Below are 19433 nucleotides of genomic sequence, written 5' to 3' on the forward strand. Positions count from 1 at the left end.
TAGATTCTTTTGAAAATTTGTGCGGCATTCTGCCGCAGTCGTTATAAAATACAAAATTTTATTCTACATCAAGATTATTATTTCCTTCTTTTTTTTTGCAAAATAAATTTAAGCGGGAAATGCCCCGCTTTTATTTTCTGAGTTCCAGTTTTTCCACCAGCTGCCTATAGCGTTCGATATTACTATCTTTTAGATAGTTCAACAGCGAACGCCGTTTGCCAACCATCTGAAGCAATCCTCTCCTAGAATGATGGTCTTTCTTATGTTTCTGCAAATGTTCTGTCAACTGGTTAATTCTCTCAGTCAACATTGCAATTTGCACTTCAGGAGAACCCGTATCATTCTCATGAGTTTTAAATCTGTCAATTATTGCCTTTTTAGCTTCTTTGACTAAAGCCATCACAAGTCACCTCCTTTATCTTATAAATCCCCGGTTGCCCAGTAAATCGCCGGAGACTCGATGAACCGGGCAAGGGTTCATGTTCATTATAGATTTTATCATAACTAAAATAAAAAGTAAATTTATTAACAGCAATTCATCCTAAAATATTTTTCGCGCTGGCAAAATCTTTTTTTACCTGGTCTATTAATTCCGAAGGGCTTTTGAATTTTATTTCATCGCGTATTTTTTCCACAAATACAACTTCCAACGTTTCTCCATATAACTGTTTATTAAAATTAAAAATATGCACTTCCAGCGTGGTTTGATTTTTATTAAATGTTGGTTTGGTGCCTATATTTGTTATGCTCTTAAATGTCCTGTCCTGCCATATTACTATTGTGGCATATACTCCGTGAGCCGGTAAAACTATATCAGGTGAATAAGATACATTTGCCGTGGGAAAACCCAGCTTTCTTCCCAGTGCATCACCACATACTACAGTACCCTCGATACTAAAAGGCCTATCCATAAATTCCCCGGCTTTTTTTACATTACCGTCCATAATTAAAGACCTGATAAGGGAGCTGCTCACGACTTTTCCATCGTAAGTAACTGGAGGTATGATTATGGTGTCAATCCCTTCTTTGCCGCAAATCTCCTTTAAAATATCGGCGTTTCCTTCTCCTTTGTTTCCGAATTTATAATTGAACCCGACTACAATTGTTTTCACCCGGCATTTTTTTATCAGTATATTATAAATAAAATCTTTATAATTTAATTGCGAAAAATCTTTCGTAAAAGGAGCAAAAATTAAATTGTGGACACCGAAAGATTTTATCACTCTTTCTTTTTGTTTAAGTGTCATTATAAGTGGGTCAGATTTTTCAGGGTTTAGAACCTTTGCAGGATGAGGTTCAAAGGTCAATATGGCGGATTCCAGCCCTCTTATTTTTGATTGTTTTAACAGTTCCTTTATTAACATTTGATGCCCCAGATGAACGCCGTCAAAATTTCCCAAGCCGCAAACAATAGGCTTGGGCAGATTTATAGTCAAAAGTTCCCGGTATGTTTTCATATTTTCCTCAATCCTAAAGAAAAGTTTTTACTATGCGTAGACGACTTGTTTTATCCAGCATTTCGACCTTTGCTATGCCAATGAAAATTCCGTCGGAATAAACCCTTACAAAATCACATATTTCATGATCTAGATCGTAATAAAAAACACTGCCGCTTGATAAACTGTTTTTTTCCTTCTCATGAAGCTTAACAGCCGGTAAAAATGCCAGACCTTCGTCTATGGGAATTATCATCTTTTCCACATTATTATCGGCCACGTTCTGTTCTATTTCTTCAATAGTATAAGCCTTATCTATGTGGAATAATCCTGCTCTGGTCCTGACAAGGTATGAAAGATACGCTCCGCATCCCAACCTCTGCCCAATATCCTCACATAAAGTCCTTATATATGTACCTTTCGAACAAGTTGTCCTGAAAGTTAAGGTATTTTCTTCAAAGTACATAAGTTCGAGAGTTTTTATCTCCACAGTTCTGGGTTTTCTTTCGACCGTTATCCCCTGACGTGCCAGTTCATAAAGTTTTCGGCCTTTATAACGGACAGCGGAATACATGGGAGGTATTTGCTCTATTTTACCCGTGAATTCCAAGAAAACCTGGTTTATCATTTCAACATCTACATTGACCTGTTTGATATTCAGAACACTTCCCTCGGAGTCGCCAGTATTGGTGGTAATCCCCAGCACCATTTCAGCCATATATTCCTTATCCGTCTTTTCAAAAAACTCGATAGCTTTTGTAGCTTTCCCAATAAAAACCGGAAGAACTCCGGCTGCTGCGGGGTCAAGAGTTCCTCCGTGGCCGATTTTCTTTATGTTAACAAGCTTTCTAAGAAAAGCTACAACATCATGGGAGGTCATCCCGGGAGGTTTTAAGACATTTATAATCCCATTCAAGTTTTTTCCCTCGCAAGATATTTTTTTACAGAATTTAATACATGTTCCCGCGCTTCATTCAACGTCGTTTTTAAGGTACATCCAGCCGCCCTGGCATGACCACCACCGCCAAATTCTTCTGCTATTTTGCTTACATCAACCCAATCGTTGGACCTAAAACCCACTTTTATCAATGTCTCTTCTTTTTCCTTAAATAGTACGGCTACTTCCACCCCTTCTATCTCTCTGGCATAATTTATAACCCCATCGGTATCTTCTTCTTTTGCTCCACATTTTTCCATAATTTCTTTTGTAATACAAATACAAGCCAGCATGCCATCACTGAATACTTCCAGAGTGTCGAGAGCCATTTTAATTATATTTACAGATGCAATACTGCGCTTTTCGAACACCTGTCGGCTTATAAAGTCCGGTTTTACACCTATTTCAACTAACTCAGCCAGTATTCTAAGACACGATGGTGTTGTGTTGGAATACCGGAGGGACCCCGTATCTGTAATAATCGAGGTATAAAGATTCATTGCTATATCTACGTCAATTACGGTCAATTCCTTTATAATATGGTATATAATCTCTCCTACAGAGGAGGCATGGCTGTCTATAATGTTAATATCTCCAAATAGAGTATTGCTTTTATGATGGTCAATGTTAACAACTATTTTGCCTAAATCTTTCAACGGTCTCTCAAAACCCAATCTTTCTTCATCGCCACAATCAAGGGAAATGATTACATCACATTTTCCATCGAAATCTTTATTTATGACCCTTGCGTATGGCAAAAAAATATATTTATTAGGCACTTCGTCACGAACAACAGCAACGGCGTTTTTACCCGCTTTTTGAAGCGCCAGCATCATGGCAAGGACCGAACCGATACTGTCTCCGTCGGGTACTATGTGTGAGGTTATGATAAAGGAATTATAGTTTGCCAGAACATTATGAAGCGCGGAAAAATCCATTTTACTCTTCCTCATTTCCATCGGTTTTCTGCTTATGCATTTCTTCTAGCAATTTGTATATATGAATGCCATATTCTATAGATTCATCGATTTTGAAAGAAATTTCCGGTACAAATTTCATCCTTACCATGTGAGCCAGCTCTTTTCTGATAAAACCTTCTGCATTTTTAATTCCCTCAAATACTTTTTTTCTTTCATGTTCTCCACCGTATATGCTCAGGAATATTCTGGCATTGCGCAGATCTTTTGTCACCTCTACTTTAGTCACCGAAATCAGTCCGGAAACCCGCGGATCTTTAATCTCATTATTGATTATCTGGCTGGCAGCTTTTTTTATCTCTTCCGCCACTCTTTCACTTCGAGAAAATTCCACTTCCCAAGCCTCCCCGAAATACCTATTGTCTTTCCCTCGCTTTCAAGATGAAAGCTTCAAACACATCCTGTTCTTTGATATCATTAAATTTCTCCAGACCTATGCCGCACTCATAACCGCTCACTACTTCCCTGACATCGTCTTTAAAACGTTTAAGAGAAGCAATCTTACCTTCATGAACAACGACCCCCTGGCGGAGCACTCTTATCTGCGCGTTTCTGGTGATTTTACCTTCAGTTACAAAACAACCTGCCACCACTCCAATGGTAGGCACTTTGAACAACGCTCTTACTTCCGCCCTTCCAAGTACTACTTCTTCGAACTCTGGTTCAAGCATGCCTTTCATAGCCGACTGTATATCATCGACCACATCATATATAATCCTGTAAGTCCTGATGTCAATATGCTCCTTTTCGGCAATTTTTATTGCATTGGAATATGGTCTGACATTAAAGCCTATAATTATTGCATTAGAAGCCGACGCCAGCATCACATCATTTTCATTTATAGCACCTACGCCGCCATGAATTATTTTAACCTGCACCTCATTGGTGGAACACTTCTCCAGAGCCTGTTTTAATGCTTCTATTGATCCTTGAACATCTGCCTTCAATATAATATTTAACTCTTTTACTTCACCTTTCTGCATCTTTTCGAACAACTTATTCAATGAAATTTTTTGAGGGGTCCCAAATTCAGTTTCCTTTTGTACCTGTTTTTTGCTCTCCGCAATCGCCTTTGCCTCTTTTTCGTTCGCCACCGCTCTTAAAACATCACCCGCATTGGGCACTTCGGATAATCCCAGTACTTCTACAGGAATGGAAGGTCCTGCTGACTTAATCTTTTTCCCGCGAGAGTCGAATAAAGCCCTTATTTTCCCATAAGCTGTTCCGGCTACCACACTGTTTCCCACCTTTAAGGTCCCTTTTTGAATCAAAACGGTGGCTACCGGACCGCGACCCTTATCCAATTTTGCTTCAATGATTACACCTTTGGCTTTCGAAGTATAACTTGCTTTGAGCTCAGCCATCTCTGCCACTAGCAAAATCATTTCCAGTAGCTGGTCGATACCGGCTTTTGTCTTCGCCGATACATTTACAAATATAGTTTCTCCGCCCCACTCTTCTGGAATAAGGTTATATTCCGCAAGTTGCTGTCTTACCCTTTCAGGGTTGGCGTTGGGTTTATCTATCTTATTTACCGCTACAATAATCGGTACTCCGGCCGCTTTTGCATGGTTTATAGCCTCAACAGTTTGAGGCATGACACCGTCGTCGGCGGCAACGACTAAAACAGCAATATCAGTAACTTTCGCTCCTCGTGCACGCATGGTAGTGAAGGCTTCATGGCCGGGTGTGTCCAAAAAAACGATAATTTTTCCGTTAACTTCGATTTGCGATGCACCGATGTGCTGAGTTATGCCCCCTGCTTCGCGGGCGGTTACGTTTGTCTGTCTAATAGCGTCAAGAAGAGAGGTTTTCCCATGGTCTACGTGACCCATTACAGTAACAACCGGAGGCCTTGGTTTCAAATCTCTTGTGTCTTCTTCTTCTTCGAACTGTTCAACAATATAATGCTTCTCTTCTTGTTCCGCTTCAAATCCAAATTCATTAACCAACTTTTTTGCCGAATCAAAGTCTATCTCGGCATTTATATTGACCATTAAGCCAAAATCCATAAGTTTTTTTATTATTTGCACCGGTTCAATATTGATGGTTTTCCCAAGTTCTTTAACACTTATCTTTTCTGGAAGAGTAATGACTTTTCTTTTAGGTGCTTTTATTTCTTCATCTCTTTTCTGTTGCTTTTCGAAATCCAGAACTTGTTCGATCTTACTGTTTTTAGACTTACCTTTGTCGGTTTCTTCATTAATTATATCTATTATCAATTGGGCTGTATCGTCTTCCAAAGTGCTCATATGGTTTTTAACGGTGATACCGAGATCTTCAAGAATTGATATAAGTTTTTTGCTGGAAACTCCCAATTGTTTTGCCAGTTCATATACTCTCAGTCTGTTCAATATCCCCCACCCCCGTTTAAAGATTTTATGCGTTTGTATATCTCATCTGCCAGACCCTTGTCGGTCAAACTCAAAACCTTCCGTTCATCTTTCCCTATGGATCTACCCAACTCATGTGCATTCCCCCAAACAACAGCGGGTATCTTTTTACTATTTGCCATATTTAAAAACCTTCTCTTTGTATTCTCCGATGAGTCCTGAGAGATTATTATCAAATAAATCCGCTTAGAATTAATCACCCTTTCAACGTTATCCTGGCCGGATACTAGCTTCCCTGCTTTCTGGGAAATGCCCAATAGGGAAAGAATATCGGGAAGTTTCATATTTTATTCAAATCCTCCTTGAGCCGACTTATTATTTCCTTTGAAACGCCAATATCCAACGCTTTCGATAGGCGTTCTTCTTTAAGGGCTATTTCAAGACACTTAGGATCCTTGCAAAAATAAGCCCCTCTACCGGATTTTTTACCTGTAGGGTCTACCTCTATTTTCCCATCGACAGTCCTAACTATTCGTATCAACTCTTTTTTGGGTTTCATTTGCCTGCATCCCAGGCACATGCGCTGTGGAATTTTTTTAGGCACTTTCATCCCCTCTTTTATCTTCACTTTTTATATCTATTTTCCAACCGGTAAGTTTTGCCGCCAGCCTTGCATTCTGACCCTCTTTGCCTATCGCTAGGGACAATTGATTTTCAGGCACCGTAACACGCGCGAGTTTACTACTTTCTTCGACGGCCACCTCCAGTACTCTGGCTGGACTCAATGAATTGGACACATAGGTCGAAATATTTTTATCCCATTTTATTATATCAATCTTTTCACCTTTGAGTTCTTCCACTATAGCCTGCACCCTGGCTCCTTTTGGACCTACGCACGAACCCACCGGATCTACATTTTCATTTTTGGAGTAAACAGCTATTTTTGTACGGGAACCCGCTTCTCTTGCTATACCTTTAATCTCTACTATCCCCTCAAAAATTTCCGGAACTTCCAGCTCAAATAACCGTTTGACTAGACCGGGATGAGATCTGGATACCGTGATCTGGGGTCCTTTTGTCGTCTTTTTAACTTCCAGAATATATACCTTGATTCTGTCTCCCTGCTTATAATTTTCTGTCGATATCTGCTCATTTGGGGGAAGAATCACTTCTATTTTACCCAAATCAATTATAATATTTTTTTTATCAAATCTCTGTACTACACCCGTAACGATGTCCGTTTCCCTGCCTGAAAATTCTTCATAAATAATATTCCTTTCCGCTTCTCTGATTCTTTGCATCACAACCTGTTTTGCCGTCTGAGCTGCTATCCTCCCAAACTTTTTCGGTGTAACCTCAATGGATATTACATCACCGATTTTTGCAGTAGGTTCCAGTGTTAAAGCTTCCTCAACATCTATCTCAAGTAGAGGATCTTTTACATCGTCTGTGACCGTTTTCCTGGAAAAAACTTTGACTTCTCCGGTATCTCTATCGATACTTACAGTCACATTCTGTGCCGAACCGTAATTCTTTTTATAAGCGGATATCAGTGATGCTTCCAGGGCTTCAAACAAAATTTCCTTTGAAATCCCCTTTTCTTTTTCCAGTTGTTCAATAGCTTCAATAAAATCTATATTCATTTTTCAACTCCCCGCTCTATTAAAATTTCTTTTTGGCACATGAAACGCTATCTTTAGGTATTTTAACAACCTCTTCACCTTCTATGGTCAGAGTTCCATCAGAAAAATCTTTTAAGATACCGCTGAATATCTTTTTATTTTCAAAAGACTGATATGTTTTTATTTCCACCTTTGAACCTATTGCCCTTATAAAATCTCTATCGCTTTTCAGCGGCCTTTCAATACCCGGTGAAGATACTTCAAGAATATAACTGTAAGGTATAGGGTCTTTAATATCAAGTTGCCTGCTTATGTCTTCACTTACCAGTTGGCAGTCATCAATAGTAATCCCTTCCTGCTTATCAATGTAGTACCGAAGGTACCAATGGCCAGATTCTTTTATAAATTCCATATCAACTAACTCAAAATTTCTTTTTTCAACCGCATCTCTTCCTATTTTCTCAAGGATTTTCATCACTTTTTCACTTAGCAAATTATCACCACCTTTGTCAAAGAAATATTATGATGAAACGACTATTGAGTGTCTGAGTCACTTTTGATATAGCATCAAAGATAAAGAGTGGGAATAACCCACTCTATACGATGTCCTGCTATTACTTAATAAATTATAGCATAGTAAAAACTGTAATGCAATATTAAAAAAGCAGCTTTCATTATATAAGCACTTAATATAAGTACTCAAAGAGTAGTAGCTTTTTTGAAATGCATTACGGAAAGCCATTATTAAAGCATATTTATGTCTTAATATTATATATATTAAAAAAGACATAATTGATTGGTTTCCTGAAGGTTCGATATGATACCGTTCTGCTTTAAAATCTGAATAACATTCTTGGTGATTCTTGTCCTCTGACGAAGGTCTTCTATTGATGAGAATCTGCCTTTTTTCCGTTCCTCTTCTATGCTCTGCGCTGCTGCAAGACCCAGACCCTGCAGTGATGTTAAAGGTGGAAGGATGCCGTTCGCTGTTATTTTAAACCTTCTCACGTCGGATTCATAAAGATCAATGGGAACAAACTGTATTCCCCGCATATACATTTCGTTGGCAACTTCCAAAATGGTCAACAAATTCTTTTCCTTTGCGCTCGATTCTTTTTCTTTTTTCTCAATTTGCGATATTGTTTCTTTAATTTTTTTCGGCCCCTGCAATATCAGCTCTGCATCAAAATCGTCGGCTCTTACTGTAAAATATGTGGCATAAAAAGCTTCGGGATAGTGCACCTTAAAGTAAGCTATTCTGAAAGCCATGATAACATATGCTACAGCGTGAGCTTTAGGGAAAAGATATTTTATCTTTTTGCATGACTCCACAAACCATGGAGCCACTTTTTTATTCTTCAGCAGAATTTCTTCGTGTTCAGATTTTAATCCCTTGCCCTTTCGCACATTTTCCATTATATTAAATGCAACTTTTGGCTCAATACCCTGGTTCAGAAGGTATATCATAATGTCATCCCGGGTTGCTATGACATCCTTTAAAGTTGCGGTCCTGCTTCTTATAAGGTCCTGGGCGTTGTTTAGCCATACGTCGGTCCCGTGGGAAAGCCCGCTTATCCTCACAAGTTCGGCGAACGTTGAAGGCCTGGTATCCTCCAGCATCTGTCTGACAAACCTTGTCCCGAACTCGGGAACTCCTATGGTGCCAACGGTTGTACCTACTGATTCGGGGTCCAGTTTAAGAGATTTTAATGATGAAAATATTTCCATAGTCTCCCTATCATCAAGCGGTATCTTTTTTGCATCTATACCGGTTTCCTCTTCCAGCATCTTTATTACGGTAGGATCGTCGTGACCCAGCAGGTCAAGCTTTAACAGCCTGCTGCTGATGGAGTGGTAGTCAAAATGGGTAGTAATGACCCCGGATTCCTTATCGTCTGCAGGGAATTGAACCGGAGTGAACTCATAAATCTCCATATCCCGCGGAACCACCATCAACCCGCCGGGGTGCTGTCCTGTAGTCCTCTTTACGCCGGTTATACCAGAAGCCAGCCTTTTTATTTCTGCCGCAGATGTTTTTATCTTCTTTTCTTCCAGATATGATTTAACAAAACCAAAGGCTGTTTTTTCCGCTATTGTTGATATTGTCCCCGCTCTGAAAACGTGTTGACTTCCAAACAATTCTTCTGTGAATTTATGCGCCCTTGCCTGGTATTCTCCCGAAAAATTGAGGTCAATATCCGGCACCTTGTCTCCTTCGAACCCCATGAATACCTCAAAAGGTATGTTGAATCCTTCTTTTTTCATGAGTCTGCCGCATATAGGACATGTTTTATCTGGGAGGTCAGGGCCTACAATTCCTTCATCATCCTGGATAAATATGGAGTTTTTACATTTCGGACATAAGTAATGGGGCGGAAGGGGGTTAACTTCGGTTATCCCGCACATAGTAGCCACCAGCGATGAGCCAACAGAACCTCTGGAACCGACTAGATAACCGTCTTCCAGAGATTTTTTCACAAGTTTATGTGCAATTAAATATATTACGGAATAACCATGATTTACAATGGAATTAAGTTCCCTTTCTATCCGCTTTTGCACTATATCAGGAAGGTTTTCTCCATAAAGTTGCTTTGCTCTTTTATAAGTCATATTTATTATTTCCTGCTCCGCCCCCTCAATTTTTGGAGGATACAGCTCATCCGGGACAGGTTTAATATTGCCTTCAATTTCTTCTGCTATTTTGTTGGTATTTGTCACTACCACCTCGTAAGCGGCCTCTTTGCCCAGATACTCGCATTCCTTAAGCATTTCCTCCGTGGTCTTAAGATAAAGGCAACTGTCCCTATCGGCATCTTCATAACCCTGGGAGTTCAGAAGCACCTTCCTGTATATTTCATCCTCAGGATTCACAAAATGCACATCTCCAGTAAGCAAAACCGGTTTGTTAAATTTTTTGCCAAGCTCATAAATTTCGATATTCAACTTTTTAAGGGCTTCTCTGCCGCTAACCATTCCATTTTGAATTAAAAAAGCATTGTTTTGCAGTGGTTGGATTTCCAGAAAATCATAGAAATCCACGATTCTTTTTATATGCTCCTTGCTGGAAAAGTGAAGCAAACTCTGGAAAAGCTCGCCCGCCTGGCATCCGGTCCCCAGTATAAGCCCGTCTCTGAGCGATTTTAACAAGGATTTCGGCATCCTGGGATGCCTGTAAAAATAATCAAGATGGGACATGGACACCAGCCTGTAAAGATTTTTTAAACCCGCCATATTTTTTACAAGAACTGTTGCATGGTATGAATTTAGATGTACCGGACCTTTGCTTAAATTATAAATTCGATTTATATTCGAAAGATTCTCTATCCCGGCTTTTTCAATAGTTTCCAGTGCAAACTTAAGTATCAAAGCGGCAGTATTGGCATCATCCACAGCTCGGTGATGGTTTCCCATTTTTATTTCGAGTTTTTTTGCAACTGTATCAAGCCTGTGATTCTTTAAATCTGTAAATAAAATCTGGCACATAGGTAACGTATCGAGAACTCCATTGTAAAATGGCAGGCCAAGGTTTTCACAGTCCCTTCTGATGAAACCCGAGTCAAACTGAGCATTGTGGGCCACAAAGATACCGTTGCCCAGAAATTCTATGAAACTTGATAAAACCTCCTTTAAAGGCGGAGCATTGGCGACCATTTCGTTGGTTATACCGGTGAGATTGATTATATTTGCAGGCAGCGCTTTCGACGGCTTAATAAATGATGTGAATCTATCGATAATGTCACCATTTTTTAATTTTACGGCACCTATTTCAATGATTTCATCGCTTTCAAAAGAAAGACCTGTGGTTTCTATATCAGTAACTACAAAAGTGGCATCAGTAAATTTAATGTCAGGAGGATTTATCATTACCGGAAACTCGTCATCAAAAATATAGGCCTCAACTCCGTATATGGGCTTAATACCTGATCCGCGAGCATATTCGTAAATTTCGGGAAAAGATTGTATTACTCCATGATCGGTAAAAGCTACAGCTTTATGACCCCAGCTTTTTACCTGATCAATCACCTGTTTTACGGAGCATACAGCATCCATGGCGCTATATCTGGTATGCAAATGCAGTTCCACCCGCTTTTCGGGACAATTATCCTGTCTTGTGGGTTTTTGAGATGTGTTTATATCATATGGAATAAATTCCAGTTCCTGGGAATATTTGTTGTTTTCCACTTTTCCCCTTGTTTTTACCCAACTACCTTCTTTTATTTTATCCGCTATGGCTTTTTTTTCACCCGATAAAAAGATTTTAACCGGTATAGAACCGGTATAATCCGTCAGCGCGCATGTAATTAATGTTGTCCTGTTCTTCAACTCTCGCTTTTCGATTCCGAATATTTCCCCCTGAATTGTGATATCCTGAGCTACTATAAGAGCGTCTTTTATAGGAACCGGTTCATTTGTAATTAACTTGCCAAGCAGAATTCCACAACCGCTTTCATCGTCTTGTTCTCTGCGGTCAATGTCCATATTATTGCTCAGCATGTTTTCAACGATTTCCCTATCTTCTTCAAAAATATCGTATTCCTCTGTATCTTCGGCTTTTTGCACAATAATTACTTTTATTTGCAGACCTATGCCTTTTAAAAATTTTTCTATGGTCAAACTGCACTTTCTTCTTTCCAGAAATTCAAGGCCGCTTTTATCGACATATATAGTCAGTTGATCTTTATGCATCTCCCAGGAAGCATTTAAAAGCCATAATCGCAAAGAGGGCGCTTGGGAGAAAACATGTTCCAAAATATCCTGCCAGTTATCATTTATTATTTCTTTTAAATCAGCAACTTTGTCTTGAATTTTATTATCGCAACATATATAAATACTTTTACAACCAGGGATTTTTTTATATAGATATCTTTTTATCTCTTCGGACAAATGATCGCCAATTTCATTTTCTGGTTCCAAGAAAATTTCCAATTTACGTTTTTTGATATCAACCTGGACTCTTTTTATGGAAACATTTAAAATGGATTGAAGTTCAAAATCATCAAGAGCAATCAAATCGTCTTTATTTATAATTTTCCCAAGTTTAATCATATTTTCCCTCTCAAATCAAGGTTCTTTTTCTACGTTATAAACTCCGTCAATTTGCACGAGTTTGGTCATTATATCATTAAATTTTAAACCTGCTGGCGCTCTTACATTAAGCGTGACAGATAATTTACCGTCATCCATGTTATCCATTTTTATATTCCTGATATTAACATTGAGCTCCCCGAGAAGAGAGCCGATCTTGCCTATTTGACCGGGTTTATCATCCATAACAATGAAAATACGCTCCAGAAACCTATTTTGAATGATATAGTTTTCTACCCTGGAAAAAAAAATTAAAGTCAAAAAAGTTAAAACAGTGGCAAGGAAAGAGGCAAGGTAAAAACCGCTGCCTATGGCCAGCCCTATAGCAGCAACAGTCCACAAGCTGGCTGCCGTTGTCAGACCTCTTACAGTGGCGCCTTCCCGGATAATGGTACCCGCTCCCAAAAAACCTATGCCACTTATTACCTGCGCTGCTATGCGGCCTGGATCTACAGATACGCGGGAATTATATTGTTCAAAGATGTAGATGGATACCAGCATGGTTAAAGTAGATCCGACACATACCAGTATATGAGTCCTAAAACCGGCCGGCCTGTTTACGATTTCCCTCTCTATTCCTATTACACCCCCGAAAATGATGGACAGAATGAGCCTTCCAGCCAATTCCATTTCATTCAAGGGCATTTTTTAACACCTCTAGTCTGAATTTAACAATGCAAAATATTATATCCCAATACATCTTCAAGCGGGATATAAACCCTAGTAAAAAACCTCTTTTTTCTTCTTTCATCACATGGGTCAAATCCGTTAATTCCACTTCCTTGACCCTCACATTTTCCCTGTCAGCCATCAAAGTGAGAGCAATTTCAAGTCCATATTCCTTTGCCGGATATTTTTCGAGCTTTTTAAAGACTTCTCTTTTTAAAGCTCTCTGACCGGAAAGGAAGGGGGCTATCCTCTGTGCCAGATCGGTAGCTCCCCTGCCATTTTTAAATATGCCTATGGTCATATCGGTTTCCCCGGATAGCACAGGTTTTAAGAGCGACTGAATATGAGTTTCTTTCAAACCAACTAGATCAGCATCCAGCATCAAAATTATTTCGGCATCGGTATTTTGAACGCCTGTAAGCACTGCCGCACTCTTGCCCCTGTTTTGGGGCAGATCGATAACTTTTGCTTTATAATCTCGGGCAATTGGCGCAGTTTCATCGCAAGACCCATCGTTTACTACTATTACTTCATCAAGACATTTTACGTTCATTAAAATTTCCAAAACACGGCCTATTGTCTTACCCTCGTTATAAGCCGGTATAATGGCGGAAACCGACATAATTACAGCCCCAATCTTAATATGATTTTGCAAAATAAACTATTCTATTTGCTTCCTTGCCGCAAACTACACATTTTCCGGGAGCATTATCCTGTTCAAAAGGTATGCAGCGAAGAGTAGCCCCGGTCTGTTCTTTAATATGTTTTTCACATTCTTCATTTTCACACCAATGAGTTTTAATAAATCCTTTTTTCTCCTCAATTATCTTTTTAAACTCTTCAAAATGTTCCACTTCACTAATATTATTATCTCTGAATTCTTTTGCTTGTCTGAACATGTTGCTCTGAATTTCGTCGAGCAGTAATTTTATTTTGGTATTTATTTCCGATTCATCAACGCTTATTTTCTCTCCTGTATCCCTTCTAACGAGAATAACCTGATGCTTTTCCACATCTTTTGGCCCCACCTCGAGGCGCACGGGAACTCCCTTCATTTCCCATTCATTAAATTTCCATCCGGGCGTATATTCGTCCCTGTCATCCATTTCCACTCTGAAATCCTGTTTCAATCGAGCGAAAATTTCAATCGCTTTGTTTTGCACCATTTCTTTTTTTTGAGCTGAAATCGGTACAATAATGACCTGTACAGGTGCAATCTTAGGCGGCAATTTTAACCCCCTGTCATCCCCGTGAGTCATTATTATGGCACCGATCAAGCGGGTGGAGACCCCCCAGGATGTCTGCCAGACATTTTTAAGCTGCCCATCTTTATCGAGGAAAGTTATGTTAAACACTTTCGAAAAGTGCTGACCCAAATTATGTGATGTCCCTGCCTGTAAGGCTTTACCGTCGCTCATCATAGCTTCTATTGTATATGTCCTCAAAGCTCCGGCAAATTTTTCATTTTCGGACTTTTTGCCTTTTATGACCGGAAGGGACAAATCCGTTTCCACAAAATCCCTGTAAACTTCCAGCATTCTAAGGGTTTCCTCTTCGGCATCTTCTTCGGTTCTGTGAGCAGTATGCCCTTCCTGCCACAGAAACTCTGCAGTCCTTAAAAATGGTCTGGTGCTTTTTTCCCAGCGCACCACATTACACCATTGGTTAATAAGGACAGGTAAATCTCTCCAGGATTTAATCCACTTTGAATACATGCTGCATATTATGGTTTCTGATGTGGGCCTTACGGCAATGCGCTCTGCCAGTTCTTCCTGACCTCCATGGGTGACCCATGCAACCTCGGGCGCAAAGCCTTCCACATGTTCCGCTTCTTTTTTAAGCAACGATTCGGGGATAAACAAGGGAAAATAAGCATTTTTATGGCCTGTTGCTTTAAAGCGCGCGTCGAGAAGTTTTTGCATATTCTCCCATACGGCATAACCGTAAGGTCTAATTACCATACATCCCCTTACCGGAGAATAGTCTGCAAGTTCCCCCTTCAATATGACATCTACGTACCACTGGGAGAAATCTTTAGATTTTGAAGTTATTTCTTTTACAAACTCATTTTCCATGACATTGCTCCTTTCAAAATAAAGTATTAAAAAACCCTCGCATTGAAGGGGCGAAGGTTTCGCGGTACCACCCTACTTGGTGAAATACTCTTGGCGGATAACGGTACAACCGGCATTGTTGCAGATTCCGGAGGCGGGTTCAAAAGCCTTTGACGGCAGCCTTTTCAGCCTATGAGAACTGCTCTCTTTACAATCAAAACAGCTTTTTACTATTCTCCATCAATATCCATTCATTATATTAAAATTTACGCATATTTTACCAGAATAATACGGCTTTGTCAAATTGAACTTTCTTCGACAAGCTTATGTATTTCCTCCATCAATTCTTTCACTGCCTTTTCTTCAGGTACGGATTTTATTATTTCGCCCTTTTTAAATATTACGACCTTTTTCCTGCCCCCAGCTATGCCGATATCGGCTTCCCTCGCTTCTCCCGGGCCGTTTACGGCACAACCCATGACGGCAATTTTTAAAGGTTTTTTTATATTTTTCAATCTGTCTTCAATGTCGCGGGCGATTTTAATTAAATCAATTTCACAACGTCCGCAAGTGGGGCACGAGATAAGGTCAATCCCATTACTTCTTAACTTCAAGTTTTTAAGAATTTCAAAGCCAACTTTAACTTCGTCTACAGGATCCCCGGTAAGGGAAACTCTTAATGTATCTCCTATTCCATCATATAGTAAAATGCCTAAACCTATGGATGATTTGACAGTCCCAGAAAATATGGTACCGGCTTCAGTTATCCCCAGATGAAAAGGATAATCTACCTTTTTGGCCAACAACCTGTAGGAATTTACTGTAGTTATTACATCGGATGATTTTAATGAAATCACTATGTCGAAAAAATTCATGCTTTCGAGAATTTCCACATGTCGCAAGGCACTCTCAACCAGAGCTTCAGGTACGGGTCTTTTATACTTTAAAAGTAAATCCTTTTCGAGAGAACCGGAATTTACCCCTATCCGTATGGGTATATTCCTTTCCTTGGCCGCATCCACAACCCTTTTAATTCGGTCTTTTGGGCCAATATTTCCTGGGTTTATTCTAAGACCGTCGGCCCCCTGTTTTACAGCCTCAACAGCCAGCCTGTAATCAAAATGAACATCCGCTACTAAAGGAATATGGATTTGCCGCTTTATATCTGAAATAGCCAGTGCACTTTCCAAATCTGGCACTGCAACCCTTATGATTTCACATCCCGCTTCTTCCAGACGAAGTATCTGATTTACTGTAGAATTTACATCATAAGTCTTGGTATTTGTCATGGATTGGACAGTGACAGGAGCATCTCCTCCCACACCGACATCCCGGAGCATTACCTTTTTTGTTTTTCTCCTTGATGGAAAATCGACATAGTGTTGCATAGCTCTTCTCCTTTTTAAAGTATAATAAATCGCATAATGTCTTTATAAGCGATTATTATCATAAGAATCATCAACAAAGTAAACCCAATAAAATGAATCAATCCTTCTTTTTCAGGTTCTATAGGCTTTCCCCTTAATAGTTCAACAACAAGAAAAAATATACGGCTCCCATCAAGCGCGGGTATGGGAAATAGATTGAACAAACCGAGGTTTATACTTATAATGGCCGAAAGGTATATCAAATTGAATATGCCCACCCTTGCGGCTTCTCCCACCATGTGCACTATACCTATGGGGCCTACCACATCAGGCCTGGCTTTCCCCCTGATAATTTGAAAAAGCCCCTCCAGTATCATTTTGGATATCCAAAAAGTCCTTTGAACTCCTGTTCTGATGCTTTCTACCGCAGAATATTTGACAACATACGATTTTATGCCGATAATTCCGCGCCGTGTCTTTTGTTCTATTTCCGTTTTAAAATTAAAACCTATGGGTTTGCTATCTCTTAACACAATAATGCTGATATTTTGACCGGGTTTTTGACTTATAAGATTCACCACTTCATCCCATGTCTTTATTTTTTGGCCATCTATGGAATATACCACATCTCCATTTTTAAGTCCGGCCTTGTCGGCAGGTTCTCCGGGTACGACTGAAATTTTTGTTGTGGCAACTCCGGCAAAAAAGCAAATTACGGCAATCAGCAATATTGCCAGCACAAAATTCATCGCAGGACCTGCAAAGATAACTCCGAGACGGTTTGTTACGGGTTTATTGTTAAAAGCTCTGGGATCGGCGGTTTTGGCATCTTCTCCCTCCATTTTTACAAAACCTCCAAGAGGAAGCGCCCTGATCGAATATTCTGTTTCACCGGGTTTGATTTTGATTACTTGCGGACCAAATCCCAAACTGAATTCCCTTACTTTTATGTCAGACAGTTTCGCTACGATAAAATGACCCAACTCATGAAAAAAAATCAGCATCCCAAAGACTATCAACGACGCTATAAATGTGTACAAGTGTTTCACCTACCAAATATAATGTTATTTATTACTGTATAAAGGAGGAATAATCCCCGAGTGCATCAATGCTCTCATGATTACCACTACTAGAGGACCGATAAACAATCCCATAAAACCAAAAATTTCAATTCCAAGATATAGAGAAACCAGGGTCAATAACGGATCTATCCCCAGGTTCTGGCCTATAATCTTGGCCTGGAAAATCTGCCTGCTTCCTATCATGATTACATAAAGTATCAATAAACCCGCAGCAAAACTTATATTCCCCATAATTGCTGAAAATATAATCCATGGTAAAAAAATCAGACTTGGACCAAAAAGTGGCAATATGTCAAGCAGACCGCATATTAAACCCAATGTAAGCGCATAGTCTACCTTAAGGATGTAAAATCCCAGGATAGTAATTGTCGTAGATATCATTACCAGGATTATCTGAGCTTTTAACATATTGATAAAGGAAAGGAAAAGTTCGATTTGAACCTTTTTTATTTTATCCTGCAAAGTAACAGGCAATATATTCATTAAAAATCTCAACACCTCGTTTTTTTCCTTAGAAAAAAAGTAACTAAACAGAAAGATAAATATCATAAAAATAAATATGTTTGCAAAAAGATTGGGAACCATGGTGATTTTATCCATTAAAAAGCTGTAAATATTTGATAATAAGCCTGTCATTGTAGATAATATTTGACTTAAATTATTTTCTACATATTTTATAATTTCTTCAGGAATTTTTGTGGAAAAATATACAAAATACATAGAGATTTTATTAAATACTATATTATAATAATAGTAGTAGTTTGGAAGGGTATGAATCATTTTGCTTAACTCAAATGTCAAGCGTGAAATTATTAATGTAAAAATGTAACCGAAAAAGCAAAATATGGCAGTCAAAACAATCCCCACTATTAATCCTCTATCAATTTTCGACTTTTTTTCGATCAAGCTTACCACAGGCTCAATTAAAAAAGCTATAAATATACCGATGATGATCGGCAATAGAAATTTCAAAGCTATTGCAATAAAAATCGTTACTATCACAACTAACACTATATATAATAATAAAGGTTTGTTACTGTTTTTTAATATCACAGGAGACCACCCTTTTGAATAAATAGAATTATGTAGTAATATGCTGCTGGAAAAGAAAAAAGCGTACTGTCAAACCTATCGAGAATTCCTCCATGTCCCGGAATTATTTTCGAAAAATCTTTAATATTACAATAGCGCTTTATTAAAGAAGCAGAAAGGTCCCCTATCTGGGAAAAAACACCGATTAAAAATCCTACCGCCAATGAATCAAAAAACACTATTTCAGGTAATATCAACCTGGTGTAAATAATACTGGCGGCTATACTGAATAAAATTCCTCCCACACTACCTTCGATAGTCTTATGAGGGCTAATATTTGGGGCCAACTTGTTTTTACCGAAAAATATACCTGTAAAAAAAGCTCCCGTATCACAGGCCCAAGTAGTTATAAATACCCACCAGATAAAATATATTCCATTAAACAAATTTCTCATTAAAATAAAATACATAAAAAGCGTAGAGGTATATACGTAGGAAAACATACTAAAAACTATGTCCGTGATGTGATTTTGTTTACTATTAATTATACTGTAAAAAAATATAAATATTAATAATAAAAAGAGCGACAGAGGAATAATCATAAAATTTAGTATTGATATATATTTTGCAGAAAAAAGAAGCATTACAGTAAAAACGGATAAATAGACGAAAGCAATGTGTATGTTAATTTTTTTAAAGGCATTTTGAAGTTCATATATGGCATATATATTTAAAAAAGATATTGTTAAAAAAAACAACCAGCCCCCGATATTTATTATATAACCCAATAATATTATGCCGACCACCGCACTTAAGATTCTCTGAAGCATAATGTCACC

At 38.8% G+C, this 19433-nt stretch carries 18 protein-coding genes; all 18 read right to left on the reverse strand.

Annotation, left to right across the window (positions count from 1 at the left end; translation table 11 throughout):
* Window positions 1-130: 130 nt before the first annotated feature.
* On the reverse strand, window positions 131-400 hold the full coding sequence (gene rpsO / locus AC6I1H_RS00225; protein WP_497739055.1) for a 30S ribosomal protein S15: 270 nt from the start codon (window positions 398-400) through the stop codon (window positions 131-133).
* A 136-nt stretch (window positions 401-536) separates the two neighbouring features.
* Window positions 537-1457 carry a bifunctional riboflavin kinase/FAD synthetase gene (locus AC6I1H_RS00230; protein WP_497739056.1) on the reverse strand — a complete coding sequence of 307 codons (921 nt, stop codon included), beginning with the start codon at window positions 1455-1457 and terminating at the stop codon, window positions 537-539.
* A gap of 13 nt (window positions 1458-1470) precedes the next feature.
* The gene (truB, locus tag AC6I1H_RS00235) at window positions 1471-2352 is read right to left on the reverse strand and encodes a tRNA pseudouridine(55) synthase TruB (RefSeq protein ID WP_497739057.1); all 882 of its coding nucleotides are present in this window, start codon (window positions 2350-2352) and stop codon (window positions 1471-1473) included.
* Window positions 2349-3311, reverse strand: coding sequence for a DHH family phosphoesterase (locus AC6I1H_RS00240; RefSeq protein WP_497739058.1), 963 nt, complete (start codon window positions 3309-3311; stop codon window positions 2349-2351). Before AC6I1H_RS00240 ends, truB begins: the two co-directional genes overlap by 4 nt.
* Window position 3312: 1 nt before the next feature.
* A complete protein-coding gene (gene rbfA, locus AC6I1H_RS00245; protein ID WP_497739059.1) occupies window positions 3313-3684 on the reverse strand; it encodes a 30S ribosome-binding factor RbfA in 372 nt (123 codons plus the stop codon).
* Window positions 3685-3706: 22 nt separating this feature from the next.
* Entirely contained in the window at window positions 3707-5704 is a 1998-nt protein-coding gene (infB, locus tag AC6I1H_RS00250; protein ID WP_497739060.1) for a translation initiation factor IF-2, read from the reverse strand.
* A complete protein-coding gene (locus AC6I1H_RS00255; protein ID WP_497739061.1) occupies window positions 5701-6027 on the reverse strand; it encodes a L7Ae/L30e/S12e/Gadd45 family ribosomal protein in 327 nt (108 codons plus the stop codon). The genes infB and AC6I1H_RS00255 overlap by 4 nt, the downstream gene beginning before the upstream one ends.
* A complete protein-coding gene (gene rnpM, locus AC6I1H_RS00260; protein ID WP_497739062.1) occupies window positions 6024-6293 on the reverse strand; it encodes an RNase P modulator RnpM in 270 nt (89 codons plus the stop codon). The genes AC6I1H_RS00255 and rnpM overlap by 4 nt, the downstream gene beginning before the upstream one ends.
* Window positions 6280-7326, reverse strand: coding sequence for a transcription termination factor NusA (gene nusA, locus AC6I1H_RS00265; RefSeq protein WP_497739063.1), 1047 nt, complete (start codon window positions 7324-7326; stop codon window positions 6280-6282). Before nusA ends, rnpM begins: the two co-directional genes overlap by 14 nt.
* Window positions 7327-7345: 19 nt before the next feature.
* On the reverse strand, window positions 7346-7780 hold the full coding sequence (rimP, locus tag AC6I1H_RS00270; protein ID WP_497740870.1) for a ribosome maturation factor RimP: 435 nt from the start codon (window positions 7778-7780) through the stop codon (window positions 7346-7348).
* 302 nt (window positions 7781-8082) lie between these two features.
* Complete coding sequence (locus tag AC6I1H_RS00275) at window positions 8083-12351, reverse strand: PolC-type DNA polymerase III (RefSeq protein WP_497739064.1); 4269 nt, start codon at window positions 12349-12351, stop codon at window positions 8083-8085.
* Between the two features lie 15 nt (window positions 12352-12366).
* Window positions 12367-13035, reverse strand: coding sequence for an MgtC/SapB family protein (locus AC6I1H_RS00280; protein ID WP_497739065.1), 669 nt, complete (start codon window positions 13033-13035; stop codon window positions 12367-12369).
* Complete coding sequence (locus AC6I1H_RS00285; RefSeq protein WP_497739066.1) at window positions 13022-13681, reverse strand: glycosyltransferase family 2 protein; 660 nt, start codon at window positions 13679-13681, stop codon at window positions 13022-13024. The genes AC6I1H_RS00280 and AC6I1H_RS00285 overlap by 14 nt, the downstream gene beginning before the upstream one ends.
* A gap of 16 nt (window positions 13682-13697) precedes the next feature.
* Window positions 13698-15134, reverse strand: coding sequence for a proline--tRNA ligase (proS, locus tag AC6I1H_RS00290; RefSeq protein ID WP_497739067.1), 1437 nt, complete (start codon window positions 15132-15134; stop codon window positions 13698-13700).
* A 278-nt stretch (window positions 15135-15412) separates the two neighbouring features.
* Window positions 15413-16501: a flavodoxin-dependent (E)-4-hydroxy-3-methylbut-2-enyl-diphosphate synthase gene (ispG, locus tag AC6I1H_RS00295; protein ID WP_497739068.1), complete on the reverse strand. Its 1089-nt coding sequence runs from the start codon at window positions 16499-16501 to the stop codon at window positions 15413-15415.
* Between the two features lie 14 nt (window positions 16502-16515).
* Window positions 16516-17529 (reverse strand): RIP metalloprotease RseP, encoded by a 1014-nt coding sequence (gene rseP, locus AC6I1H_RS00300; RefSeq protein ID WP_497739069.1) that lies wholly within the window; start codon window positions 17527-17529, stop codon window positions 16516-16518.
* Window positions 17530-17544: 15 nt separating this feature from the next.
* Window positions 17545-18615, reverse strand: coding sequence for a sporulation integral membrane protein YtvI (gene ytvI, locus AC6I1H_RS00305; protein ID WP_497739070.1), 1071 nt, complete (start codon window positions 18613-18615; stop codon window positions 17545-17547).
* Entirely contained in the window at window positions 18612-19424 is an 813-nt protein-coding gene (locus AC6I1H_RS00310) for a phosphatidate cytidylyltransferase (protein ID WP_497739071.1), read from the reverse strand. The genes ytvI and AC6I1H_RS00310 overlap by 4 nt, the downstream gene beginning before the upstream one ends.
* Window positions 19425-19433: the final 9 nt, after the last annotated feature.

The sequence above is a fragment of the Biomaibacter sp. TOL genome (genome assembly GCF_059717795.1).